Below are 12,321 nucleotides of genomic sequence, written 5' to 3' on the forward strand. Positions count from 1 at the left end.
TTCGGCGCTGCTGATGGCCTCATCGGGGGCAAGTCGAATCGTCGCACCGCCCCTCCCACATTTGACTGTATTCACACATCAAAATGTGGGAGCTGGCTTGCCTGCGATGCCGGCTCTGGATTCACCACACATCTCAGCGCTTAAGCCACTCCAACATCCCCCGCCCAGCCGCCCTTCCGCTGGCAAAGCATCCTGTCAGTAGGTAGCCCCCGGTCGGCGCTTCCCAATCCAGCATCTCCCCCGCACAAAACACCCCCGGCAACTGCTTGAGCATCAAGCGCTCATCCAGCGCCTCAAACGGCACCCCGCCCGCCGTACTGATTGCCTCATCCATTGGCCGTGTCTTCACCAGCGTCAACGGCAAGGCCTTGATATCCACCGCCAGTTGCGCCGGGTCATTGAAGTGCTCGGCCGGTGCCAACTCACGCAACAGCGCGGCCTTCACCCCCTCCAACCCCAACTGACTGTGCAAATGCTTGCTCATCGAACGTGAACCCCGCGGCTTGGCCAAGGCGGCCTGGACCTTGTCCAGCGGCTTGCTCGGCAGCAAGTCGATATGCACGGTGGCCGAACCGTTGCGATTGATTGCCTCACGAATCGGCGCCGACAGTGCATAGATCAAACTGCCTTCGATACCGGTCGCCGTGACCACGCATTCGCCCAGCCGAGGCTTGTCATCCGCCAGCCCAATGGCAACGTTCTTCAGCGGCGCGCCGGAGAATTTGCTGACCATCAATTCGCTCCAGGCCGACACCTCGAAGCCGCAGTTGCTCGGTTGCAAGGGGGCGTAGGGCACACCTTTGTCTTCCAGCAGCTTGAGCCAGGCACCGTCGGAACCCAGGCGCGACCAACTGCCACCGCCCAACGCCAGCAGCACGGCGTCGCTGTGGACAACTTTATCGCCGTCCGGGCTGTGGATAAGTAAACCACCCTCTGCATTCCACCCCACCCAACGATGCCGGGTGTGGATAACCACGCCTTGATCGCGCAGGCGCTTGAGCCAGGCGCGCAGCAGCGGGGCGGCTTTCATATCGGTCGGGAATACTCGGCCGGAGGTGCCGACGAAGGTCTCGATGCCCAGGCCGTGAATCCATTCGCACAACGCCTCGGCGCCAAACCCACGCAGCAGCGGCGCCATGTGCGGCGCACGTTCGGCATACCGCGACAAAAACGCCGGGTACGCCTCGGAGTGGGTGATGTTCATGCCGCCCACGCCGGCCAGCAGGAATTTGCGCCCCACCGAGGGCATGCCGTCGTACAGGTCCACGCGCACGCCCGCTTGGCTCAGGACTTCGGCCGCCATCAGCCCGGCAGGGCCGCCACCGATCAGGGTGACGTGGTGAGGTGAGGTCTGGGGCATGGGCAGGGCTTTGGTGGCTTGAATAGGCCGCGTATTCTACCCGACGACAGCGTGGCTGCCTGATCAAAAAACGTACACTTTCCTACAAGCCTTACGGCTGCTCGCTTTCAGAGGCTTACGCTCAAGTTATCCACAGGTGGTTCCACAGGCAATGTGGGTAACGCCCACGATTCAGTGACAACCTGATGACGTCCACACCCGTTGCGCACTGTGGTGCAGGATGCCGTGGCGACGGGCCAGGGCGGGGCGGTCCTTGCTGTAGCCGCCGCCGATCACACCCATCACCGGAATATCGCGGCCCAGGCAGTGGCGCATCACGCTTTCGTCGCGGGCGGCGACGCCGGCGTCTGTCAGCTTGAGGTAACCGAGGGCGTCGTCCTTATGCACATCGACGCCGGCGTCGTAGAGCACCAGGTCCGGTTGATACAGCGGCAGCAGGTAGTTGAGCGCGTCGTCCACCACCTTGAGGTAATCGGCATCGCCCATGCCCATGGGCAGCGGAATGTCCCAGTCGCTCTGGGCCTTGCGTGCGGGGAAGTTCTTTTCGCAGTGCAGCGACACGGTGATGGCATCCGGCGTGTCGTGGAGGATGCGCGCGGTGCCGTCGCCCTGGTGCACGTCGCAATCGAAGATCAGCACGCGGTTGACCCGGCCGCTGGCCAGCAGGTAATGGCTGATCACCGCCAGGTCATTGAAGATGCAAAAGCCCGCTGGGTAATCGTAATGGGCGTGGTGGGTGCCGCCCGCCAGGTGGCACGCCAGGCCGTGTTCCAGCGCCTGTTCTGCCGCGAGAATCGAGCCGCCGACCGCACGCACGGTGCGCCGGGCCAGGGCTTCGTTCCACGGCAGGCCGAGGCGGCGCTGGTCTTCGCGGGACAGTTCGCCACTCATGTAGCGTTCGATATACCCCGTGTCATGGGCCAGGGCCAGAATCTGCGCTGGGCACAGTTGCGGGCGCAGCAATTGGCTGTCCTCGGTCAGGCCACTGTCCACCAGGTGGTCGCGCAACAGGCGGAATTTGTCCATGGGGAACCGATGTTCCGCCGGGAACTCGGGGCTGTAGTCATCGTGGTAGATCAATGGCAAAGGCATGGGATTTTCTGACGGGAACCTGCGAGGGATCTTAACAGCGCGGTACACTCACGCACATGGCAAGGGAGGGGACCCATGGAGCCGATACTTGAATTGGAAAGTGCACGCCTGGTGCTGCGCCAATGGCGCGACAGCGACCTGCTGGAATTTGCACGCATGTGCGCCGACCCGCAGGTGATGCGCTATTTCCCGGCCACGTTGAGCCACCTGGAAAGCGCCGCCTTGATCGGCCGGATTCGCGGCCACTTCGCCGAATACGGCTTTGGCCTGTGGGCGTTACAGCGCAAGGACACGGGTGAATTCATCGGCCTCACCGGGCTGGCGAATGTCAGCTTTGAAACCGACTTTACCCCGGCGGTTGAAATCGGCTGGCGCCTGGCCCGCGAGCACTGGGGCCTGGGATACGCCAGCGAGGCGGCCTGGACGGCGTTGCGCTGTGGTTTCGACCGTTTGCAGTTGGACGAAATCGTCGCGTTCACCACCGAAGCCAATCTGCCATCACAAAAAGTCATGCAGGCCATCGGTATGCATTACGATCCGCTGGCAGATTTTGAACACCCCAAGGTCGCAGCCGATGACCCGCTGCGCCATCATGTTTTGTATCGCATCACCCGCGCCCAATGGTTGGACACGCTGCACGGATAGGCAGCCCGGAATGCCCCGTAGATTTTAGGAGTTGCTCTATGAGCCAAGTATTGGAAGATCTGGTGGACTTGCTGACCCTGGAGCCGATCGAGGAAAACCTCTTTCGCGGCCGCAGCCAGGACCTGGGCTTTCGCCAATTGTTTGGTGGCCAGGTGCTCGGCCAGTCGTTGTCGGCAGCCAGCCAGACCGTAGAAGAAGCGCGGCATGTGCATTCCCTGCACGGTTATTTCCTGCGCCCTGGCGACGCGAAGTTGCCGGTGGTGTACTCGGTGGACCGCGTGCGCGACGGTGGCAGTTTCAGTACGCGCCGCGTGACGGCGATCCAGAAGGGCCACCCGATCTTCACCTGCACCACTTCGTTCCAATACGACGAACAAGGCTTCGATCACCAGACCACCATGCCCGTAGTGGTCGGTCCGGAAAACTTGCCGTCGGAGCTGGAACTGACCCAGCAGCGGGCGCACCTGATCCCCGAGCACATGCGCGACAAGCTGCTGTGCCCCAAACCGATCGAAGTGCGCCCGGTGACCGAGAAAGACCCGTTCAACCCGCAGCCCTCCGACCCGGTCAAATACGTGTGGTTCCGCGCCGACGGCGCCCTGGCCGACACACCTGCGCTGCATAAGTACCTGCTGGCCTACGCCTCGGACTTCGGCCTGCTGACCACCTCCTTGCTGCCCCACGGCAAGACCGTGTGGCAGAAAGACATGCAAGTCGCCAGCCTCGACCACGCGTTGTGGTTCCATGCCGACCTGCGTGCCGATGATTGGCTGTTGTACGCCATGGACAGCCCGTGGGCCGGTAATTCCCGTGGGTTCTCCCGTGGCAGCGTGTACAACCGCGCCGGGCAATTGGTGGCCTCGGTGACGCAGGAAGGTTTGATTCGTCATCGCAAGGATTGGGCATGAGCCTGGCGGACGTCAGGCACTGGGTGTTCGACATGGACGGCACCCTCACGGTGGCCGTGCATGACTTTGCGGCCATTCGCGTGGCGCTGGAGATTCCACCCGAGGACGACATCCTCACTCACTTGGCGGCATTGCCGGCGGAGGTCGCGGCGGCCAAGCATGCCTGGCTGCTGGAGCATGAACGGGAGCTGGCGCAGGGTTCCGTCGCGGCTGAAGGTGCAGTGGAACTGGTGCGCGAGCTGGCCGGGCGTGGTGATCGCCTGGGTGTCCTGACCCGTAATGCGCGGGAATTGGCGCATATCACGCTGGAGGCGATTGGCCTGGCGGACTGCTTTGCCGTCGAGGATGTGCTGGGACGTGAAGATGCGCCGCCGAAGCCGGACCCGGGTGGTTTGCTGAAACTGGCAGCAGCCTGGGACGTGGCGCCGAGCGAGATGGTGATGGTCGGCGATTATCGCTTTGACTTGGACTGTGGCCGGGCGGCGGGGGCGCGGACGGTGTTGGTGAACCTGCCGGAAAATCCCTGGCCTGAATTGGCGGATTGGCATGCCGAGGATTGTGCGGTGCTGCGCCGGATGATCCAGCCCATACGCTGACAATCAAATGTGGGAGGGGGCTTGCCCCCTCCCATATGTTTAATCCGGTTTCGGCAGTTATTTCCCGAAGAGTACTTTCTGGCCTTCCGGCGACGTAAACATCCCATCCCCGTTATGCCCCACCCCCGGCACCTCCACCAGCCTATGGCTCAACTGCGAATGCCGCTGCTTGAGGTAGTCAAAATAGTTGTGCCCGCGAATCAGGCGATACGCGCCCTGGGTCTCGGCGGCGCAGCTTTTATCCAGCGCGGGATGGTTCGGGTCGGTGTCCTGTTGGCCCAGCAGGTAGGTGATGTTGCGTGATACGTATGTGTTTTCAAGCTGCTCGGCGCGCTGACCTTTGGCGTAATCCGGCAGGTTTTGCATGCCGTATTTCCAGTCGTTGAAGCCGGGGCAACTGGCGGTGTCGAACTTCACCGGGCGCTGCGGGCTGAAGTAGGCGTAGGACGACGGGTTGGCCACCACGTAACGCAGGCTGATGCCTTCGGTCTGCAGCATCGGGTGGTCGTGGCCCGTGAGGGCGAAACGCTGCACCACCTGGCCGCCGCCGGAGTGGCCGGCGACCACGATTTCTTTCAGCGCCGGGAACAATGTGCGGTTGCCCAGGTGCTTGATAATCTGGTCCAGCGCGCCGTAGGAACTGATTTGGCCCGGTCCGGTCGAGGGCTCGCCGGCCATCCAGTCGTTGCCCTTCCAACGCAGTACCGAGTGGCCCAGGTGGTTGCGCTTCACGTCGGACGCGTTGAGAAACTGCGGCGCGATCACCAGCGTGCTGGCGGTAAGCCCGGCATGCTCGGCGGCATCTTCACCGCTTTGCAGGTAGGTCTGCGCATTGCGCAGGCGGCCGTGCACGATGATCAAGGCGCGGGTGACCGTGGGCAGTGGCTGTCGCCAGTCCTGGCTCAAGCCCAGGCTGAGGTCGCCGGCCTCCAGGTGGAAACGATCGGGACTGACTTCTTTGACGCCATGCTCTTTTACGACAGGCTCGGCGGCCAAGGCGGAACAGGTGACTAGCGCACCCAGCAGCAATCCCAATCGTTTATTCATCTAGAGGCTCTTGGCGGCAAAGGTGTCGCATTGAGTGATCTGGCCCTGGGCGAAGCCGGTCTTGAACCAGCGCACGCGCTGCGCCGAGGTGCCGTGGGTAAAAGAGTCCGGTACGACGCGCCCTTGACCCTGTTGCTGCAAGCGGTCATCGCCAATGGCGTTGGCCGCATTCAGTGCTTCCTCAATGTCACCGGGTTCCAGCCAGTTCAGGCGCTTTTGCGCACGGTTGGCCCACACCCCGGCGAAGCAGTCGGCTTGCAGCTCCTGGCGCACCAACAGGCCGCCGTCGCCTTGCATCTGGCGGCCTTGCTGGCGTGCGGCCTGGATCTTCGACGAAATGCCCAGCAGTGTCTGCACGTGGTGCCCGACTTCGTGGGCGATTACATAGGCCTGGGCGAAGTCGCCGGCGGCCTGGAAGCGTTGCGACATTTCCCGGAAGAAGTCCAGGTCCAGGTACACCTGTTGGTCAGCCGGGCAATAGAACGGGCCACTGGCCGAGGTGGCGCCACCGCAGGCGGAGTTGACCCGGCCACGGAACAGAATCAGTTTCGGGTTCTTGTACGCCAGGCCGTTTTCCTTGAACACCTGGCCCCAGGTGTCCTCGGTATCGCCCAACACGGCCCGCACAAAATCGGCTTGTTCATCGTTGGCCGGCGGCGCCTGGCGCGATTGCGTGCTCACCGAGGGCGCCTGTTCCATCTGGCCGGTCAGTTGGCCGAGGATCTGCAACGGGTCCTGGCCGGTCATCCAGCCGATGCCGACGATCAGCACGATCGCCGTCAGGCTCAAGCCTTTACCGCCCCCAAAGCGCATGCCGCCGCCACCACCGCCACTGTCATCGCGGGCATCCACCACGTTGTCGCTGCGTCGGCCTTTTTTCCATAGCATGGGGCAATCCTCTTGATGAACGGTCCTACAGGGATGTTGGTTGAGTATGGCCGTTATTAGCGGCAATACCCTTCGCCGGTATCGACAATCAGGCAGTCCTTTTTATCCGCCAGCCATTTCAGCCCGGTGGCTTCACCGTCACCGGCGCGCAGCAGTTGTGGGCCGTCCGGACGGTTGAAGGCGATGCCGTCTTCATTGGCCTCACCTTTGAAGGTGCCGGCGTCATCGGCGTCGAGGCCGTATTGCATGGTGAGGAGGTAGTGACCACGGCCGATGCTGTCGTCCTTGGCGATGGTCAGGTACAGGCCTTCGACGCCGATCCACTTGCCCACCCATTTGTCGGTAGGCGGCGTTTGCGGCACGAGGGTCGCTTGTACGGACGCCGGTGCGGGTTTTGGCGCTTCCTTGGATTCCTGATTACAGGCAGTCAGCAGAGCAAGGGCAGACAGAATAAAAAACGTTTTTTTCATAGCGGCAAGGCCTTGGTTAAAAAGTGTACAGCGCGAGGGCAATCGTGCAGCGTTGGACTCGAATCCCGTGATTTAGTGCGCTGTTCGCCCGGTGTTTGGTTATGCTCTTGGGGCAGACTCCGGCCCGGCTGCTAGATTACCGGGTTGAGCGCTGCTTCGTTCAGTGCTCAGCGTTCAGCTCGCCACGCAAGAGAATCCAATGACTGTCAGTACCCCCCTTTCCGGCATCAACCATCCTTTCAAAGGCATTCTGCTGATTGTACTGGCGACGTTCCTGTTCTCCAGCCACGATGCCCTGTCCAAATACCTGGCCGGGTTCTACCCGATCGTGATGGTGGTGTGGGCGCGCTACCTGGTGCACACCTTGCTGATGGCCGGCATTTTCCTGCCGCAATCGGGGTTGCGCGTACTGCGCAGCAAACGGCCGGGGATGCAGGTGGTGCGGGCGCTGTGTCTGCTGGGCACCAGCTTGTTCTTCACGGCGGCGCTGCATTACATCCCCTTGGCTGAAGCCACGGCAGTGAACTTCCTGGCACCCATTCTGGTGACGGCGCTGTCGGTGCCGCTGCTGGGTGAGCATGTGACACGCGGCCAATGGCTGGCGGTGATCTGTGGCTTTATCGGGGTGCTGGTGATCATCCATCCAGGCGGCGAACTCTTCACGCCGGCGGTGTTGCTGCCGCTGTGTTCGGCGCTGTTCTTCTGCTTTTACCAACTGCTCACGCGCATCCTGAGTAAGTTCGACACCCCCACCACCAGCAACTTCTTTGCCGGGCTGTGCAATACCTTGGTGATGAGCGCCATGGTGCCGTTCTTCTGGCAGATCCCCACGCTGTGGCATGGCGTGTTGATGCTGGCCCTGGGCACGTGCGGCATGACCGCGCACTTGATGCTGACCCAAGCGTTTCGCTTCGCGGCGCCGGCTTTGCTGGCGCCGTTCGGCTATTGCCAGATCGTGTTTGCGGGGTTGTTGGGCTGGCTGGTGTTCAACCATACCCCCGATGTGACCACGGTGGTCGGCATCGGGGTGATCTGCATGAGCGGGTTGGCCGCTGCCTGGCAGCAGCGGCGCAGATAGCTCAGACGGTTGCTCAGACGTCTACGGTAGGGATCTTGCGCGGCGCCATGAAGTACATCCAGGTCAGCGCAATGAAGTACATCGCTGGGATCAGGGTGAACAACACTGTGTAGTTGTTGTTCGTCACGGTGAGGATGTGGCCGACGATCTGGGTCATGAACATACCGCCGATGGCCGCGCACATGCCGCCGAAACCAAACACCGTACTCATCATGTGCTTGGGCGTGTAGTCCATCACCAGGCTCCAGATGTTGGCGGTCCAGGCCTGGTGCGCACCAATCGCCAGGGAGATGGCAAACACCGCGACCCACAGCTGGCTGGAACCGGCGGCCATGATCACGCCGACGATGCAGCAGGCAAACAGCAGCATCGACAGCAGGCGTGCCTTGATCGAGTTCATGCCTCGGCCGATCAGGAACGACGACAGAATCCCACCCCCCACGCTGCCGAAGTCGGCGGTCAGGTAAATGATGATCAGTGGAATGCCCATCTGGGTCACGTTGATGCCCAGGTTGTATTGCTGGTTCAGGAACGGCGGCAGCCAATACAGGTAGAACCAGAACACCGGCGCGGTGAGGGCATACGCGATGGCGAAGGCCCAGGTGCCGCGCATCCGCAGGATACGGCTGAAGGGGACGCCCGGTTGTTCCGGCTCGACTTGCTGCTGCACGTAGTCCAATTCGGATTGTTTGACCGAAGGGTGGTCTTCCGGGTTGTAGTACTTCAAACCCCAGAACACCAGCCAGATCGCACCGAGCGAGGCCATGCACAGGAACGCCGCCTGCCAGCCCCACACATGCAGGATCAACGGCAGCAGCATCGGGGTCATCATCGCGCCGACGTTGGTACCGGCGTTGAAGATGCCGGTGGCCACGGCACGTTCACCCGCCGGGAACCACAACCGCGTGGTCTTGACGCACGCCGGGTAGTTGGCGGCTTCGGTCAACCCGAGGATAAAGCGGCAGACCATAAAGCCCACCGCCGAGGTGGCCAGGCCGTGGGCGCCGGTTGCGAGGCTCCACAGCAGTACGGCGAAGAAGAACACGCGTTTGACGCCGACCCGGTCGATCAGGCGGCCTTGCAGCACAAAGCCGACGGCGTAGCCGACCTGGAACCAGAAGTTGATGTTGGCGTAGTCCATCGCCGTCCAGCTCATCTCTTTGGCCAGGATCGGTTGCATCACGCCCAGTGCGGCGCGGTCGATGTAGTTGAGGGTGGTGGCGAAAAACACCAGGGCCAGCATGCCCCAGCGCGTTTTGCCCACGGCCAGGGCGCCGCGGATCTTGTCGCCGATGCCGGCGTGCGGGTTGCCCGGGCGGTCGGCCAGGACGGAGTTTTGCAGAGGCATGTGGTTGTACCCGTTTTTTGAAATTTTTATGGTGTGTTCTGGGTCTTTGTTACTGGATCGATGGTGCGCAGCGCTTAAAAAATCGTCAATTCGCCAAACAGGCATAGTGTTCGATAATCGCACCAAAAACTAACCGGTTCGTACATTTTAATTGCTGTCGACAGTTTAGCGGCCAATAATTTGCCGTAAATAAGACCAGTCTCAAATGCCGGGAGTCGCCCATGCAACGCTCTATTGCCACCGTTTCCTTGAGCGGAACCCTGCCGGAAAAACTCGAAGCCATCGCGGCCGCCGGGTTTGATGGCGTCGAAATCTTCGAAAACGATCTGCTGTATTACGATGGCAGCCCGCGTGAAGTTAGGCAGATGTGTGCCGACCTCGGCATTGCTATCACGTTGTTCCAGCCGTTCCGCGACTTTGAAGGTTGCCGCCGTGACCGCCTGGCGCGCAACCTCGAGCGTGCCGAGCGCAAGTTCGACCTGATGCAGGAGTTGGGCACCGACTTGGTGCTGGTGTGCAGCAATGCCTCGGCCGATTGCGTGGGTGATGAACGCATTCTACTGGATGACTTGAGCCTGCTGGCCGAACATGCTGGCCGCCGTGGCCTGCGTATCGGCTATGAAGCCTTGGCCTGGGGCAAGCATGTGAACACCTGGCAACAGGTGTGGAACCTGGTGCGTCAGGTCGATCACCCCAGCCTGGGCGTGTTGCTCGACAGCTTTCACACCCTGTCGCTCAAGGGCGACCCGAGCGCCATTGCCGACATCCCCGGCGACAAGATTTTCTTCGTGCAAATGGCCGACGCGCCGGTCCTGGCCATGGACGTCCTGGAGTGGAGCCGGCATTTTCGCTGCTTCCCCGGCCAAGGCGAATTCGACCTGGCGGGTTTCCTCGCACCGATCATCAAGAGTGGCTACACCGGGCCACTGTCCCTGGAGATTTTCAACGACGGCTTCCGCGCCGCGCCAACTCGGGCGAACGCAGCGGATGGCCTGCGCTCCTTGCTGTACCTGGAAGAGAAAACCCGCGAGCGCCTGAAACAGGAAGCGCCCGCGCAACCTGCCGAGATTCTGTTTGATACCCCGGCGGCCAGCGAATACGAGGGCATCGAGTTCCTCGAGTTTGCCGTTGACGAAAGCCTCGGCGCCAAGCTCACTCATTGGTTGGAACGCCTGGGGTTCGTCAAGGCCGGGCAGCATCGCTCCAAGAGCGTGAGCCTGTTGCGCCAGGGCGATATCAACCTGATTCTCAACTGTGAACCCTATTCGTTTGCCCACAACTTTTTCGAAGCCCACGGGCCGTCGTTGTGCGCCACCGCGATTCGGGTCAAGGACAGCGCGAAGGCGCTGGAGCGGGCGGTGGCGTACAAGGGCCAGCCGTATCGCGGCCTGGTCGGGCCCAACGAGTTGGAGCTGGCGGCGGTGCGCGCGCCGGATGGCAGCCTGATTTACCTGGTGGACCCGAGCGAAGGCGGGCTGTACGACACCGACTTCAACCTGCAGCCCGCCGCTTCAACCAGCGGCGGCTTGTTGCGCATCGACCACATGGCCATGGCGTTGCCGGCCGACAGCCTCGACAGTTGGGTGCTGTTCTACAAGAGCCTGCTGGATTTCGAAGCCGACGACGAAGTGGTGCTGCCTGACCCTTACGGCTTGGTGAAAAGCCGCGCCCTGCGCAGCCGCTGCAGTTCGATCCGCCTGCCGCTGAATATCTCCGAGAACCGCAACACGGCCATTTCCCACGCACTGTCGAGCTATCGCGGCTCGGGCGTGCACCACATTGCCTTCGACTGCGCGGATATTTTCGCCGAAGTGCGCCGCGCCAAAGACGCGGGTGTGCCGCTGCTGGATATTCCGCTCAACTATTACGATGATCTGGCGGCGCGTTTCGATTTCGACGACGAATTCCTCAGCGAGCTGGCGTACTACAACGTGCTGTACGACCGCGACGCCCAAGGCGGTGAGTTGTTTCACGTGTACACCGAGCCGTTTGAAGGGCGGTTTTTCTTCGAGATCATCCAGCGCAAGAACGGTTATGCCGGCTACGGCGCGGCCAACGTGGCGGTGCGCCTGGCGGCGATGGCCAAATCGCGCAGCGGTGCGGTGCGCCAGGCGCGTTTATAACGGCTGGCGAGGTGCTTCCTTCGGGAGGCCTCGCGGCCCATAATCAGCGCCTGCATAACACTGGCCGTGAGCGCACCATGACCTCCGAGGCACCCCGCAAGAGCCGGAAGAACAACCCGGAAAAGACCCGCGAAAACATACTCCAGGAAGCCATTGTCGAGTTTGTCCAGCAGGGCCTTTCCGGCGCTCGCGTGGATGCGATCGCCGAGCGCATCCACACCTCCAAACGCATGATCTATTACTACTTCGGCAGTAAGGAGCAGTTGTACGTCGAGGTGCTGGAGAAGCTCTACGGTGACATCCGCAACACCGAAACCCGCATGAACCTCACCGCCCTGGAACCGCGCGATGCTATTCGGCGGCTGGTGGAGTTCACGTTTGATCACCACGACCAGAACGTGGATTTCGTGCGCATCGTCAGCATCGAAAATATCCACAATGCCGAATACGTAAAGCGTTCGGATTCGATCAAGGCGATGAACAGCAACATCCTCGAGGCGCTGGGTACGACGTTGCGTCGTGGGGCCGAGATGGGCGTGTTTCGGGAAGGGTTGGAGCCGCTGGATGTTCACTTGCTGATCAATTCGTTCAGCTTTTACCGGGTGTCCAACCGCCATACGTTCAGTGAGATCTTTCAGATCGAACTGTCGGATGAGGCGATCAAGCAGCGGCACCGCGAGATGATTTGTGAGTCGGTGATGCGCTACTTGCAGGCCTGAGTACTCAGGTTGGAATGCAATCAAATGTGGGAGGGGGCTTGCCCCCG

The 12,321-nt window shown here is 61.6% G+C and carries 12 protein-coding genes; 6 read left to right on the forward strand and 6 right to left on the reverse strand.

Annotated elements, in window-relative coordinates:
- Positions 1-133: 133 nt before the first annotated feature.
- A complete protein-coding gene (locus BM403_RS19450) occupies positions 134-1,360 on the reverse strand; it encodes a TIGR03862 family flavoprotein (RefSeq protein ID WP_093544240.1) in 1,227 nt (408 codons plus the stop codon).
- 171 nt (positions 1,361-1,531) lie between these two features.
- Entirely contained in the window at positions 1,532-2,452 is a 921-nt protein-coding gene (locus BM403_RS19455) for a histone deacetylase family protein (protein WP_015886024.1), read from the reverse strand.
- Positions 2,453-2,527: 75 nt separating this feature from the next.
- Here BM403_RS19455 and BM403_RS19460 point away from each other — a divergent pair, with 75 nt between their 5' ends.
- The 3 genes from BM403_RS19460 to BM403_RS19470 are packed head-to-tail and all read left to right on the forward strand — an operon-like array spanning position 2,528 to position 4,601.
- Positions 2,528-3,097 carry a GNAT family N-acetyltransferase gene (locus BM403_RS19460; RefSeq protein WP_015886023.1) on the forward strand — a complete coding sequence of 190 codons (570 nt, stop codon included), beginning with the start codon at positions 2,528-2,530 and terminating at the stop codon, positions 3,095-3,097.
- A 38-nt stretch (positions 3,098-3,135) separates the two neighbouring features.
- Positions 3,136-4,005 (forward strand): acyl-CoA thioesterase II, encoded by an 870-nt coding sequence (gene tesB, locus BM403_RS19465; protein WP_015886022.1) that lies wholly within the window; start codon positions 3,136-3,138, stop codon positions 4,003-4,005.
- Positions 4,002-4,601, forward strand: a complete 600-nt coding sequence (locus BM403_RS19470) for an HAD family hydrolase (RefSeq protein WP_093544242.1) — start codon at positions 4,002-4,004, stop codon at positions 4,599-4,601. Before tesB ends, BM403_RS19470 begins: the two co-directional genes overlap by 4 nt.
- A gap of 57 nt (positions 4,602-4,658) precedes the next feature.
- Here BM403_RS19470 and BM403_RS19475 read toward each other — a convergent pair whose 3' ends face one another.
- The 3 genes from BM403_RS19475 to BM403_RS19485 are packed head-to-tail and all read right to left on the reverse strand — an operon-like array spanning position 4,659 to position 7,006.
- A complete protein-coding gene (locus BM403_RS19475; RefSeq protein ID WP_093544244.1) occupies positions 4,659-5,648 on the reverse strand; it encodes a hypothetical protein in 990 nt (329 codons plus the stop codon).
- Entirely contained in the window at positions 5,649-6,536 is an 888-nt protein-coding gene (locus BM403_RS19480; RefSeq protein WP_015886019.1) for a KPN_02809 family neutral zinc metallopeptidase, read from the reverse strand. It abuts the gene before it with no gap.
- A gap of 56 nt (positions 6,537-6,592) precedes the next feature.
- Positions 6,593-7,006, reverse strand: coding sequence for a membrane lipoprotein lipid attachment site-containing protein (locus tag BM403_RS19485; RefSeq protein ID WP_015886018.1), 414 nt, complete (start codon positions 7,004-7,006; stop codon positions 6,593-6,595).
- 199 nt (positions 7,007-7,205) lie between these two features.
- Here BM403_RS19485 and BM403_RS19490 point away from each other — a divergent pair, with 199 nt between their 5' ends.
- A complete protein-coding gene (locus tag BM403_RS19490; protein WP_046036589.1) occupies positions 7,206-8,084 on the forward strand; it encodes a DMT family transporter in 879 nt (292 codons plus the stop codon).
- A gap of 13 nt (positions 8,085-8,097) precedes the next feature.
- Here the strand turns inward: BM403_RS19490 and BM403_RS19495 are convergent, their stop codons facing one another.
- The gene (locus tag BM403_RS19495; protein WP_015886016.1) at positions 8,098-9,432 is read right to left on the reverse strand and encodes an MFS transporter; all 1,335 of its coding nucleotides are present in this window, start codon (positions 9,430-9,432) and stop codon (positions 8,098-8,100) included.
- Positions 9,433-9,653: 221 nt separating this feature from the next.
- Here BM403_RS19495 and quiC point away from each other — a divergent pair, with 221 nt between their 5' ends.
- Together quiC and BM403_RS19505 are read left to right on the forward strand one after the other, a co-directional pair.
- Positions 9,654-11,555, forward strand: coding sequence for a 3-dehydroshikimate dehydratase QuiC (gene quiC, locus BM403_RS19500; protein ID WP_093544246.1), 1,902 nt, complete (start codon positions 9,654-9,656; stop codon positions 11,553-11,555).
- Between the two features lie 77 nt (positions 11,556-11,632).
- Complete coding sequence (locus BM403_RS19505) at positions 11,633-12,274, forward strand: TetR/AcrR family transcriptional regulator (RefSeq protein WP_093544248.1); 642 nt, start codon at positions 11,633-11,635, stop codon at positions 12,272-12,274.
- Positions 12,275-12,321 lie beyond the last annotated feature (47 nt).

It is taken from the genome of Pseudomonas sp. OV546 (genome assembly GCF_900116845.1).
Classification (GTDB): domain Bacteria; phylum Pseudomonadota; class Gammaproteobacteria; order Pseudomonadales; family Pseudomonadaceae; genus Aquipseudomonas; species Aquipseudomonas petroselini.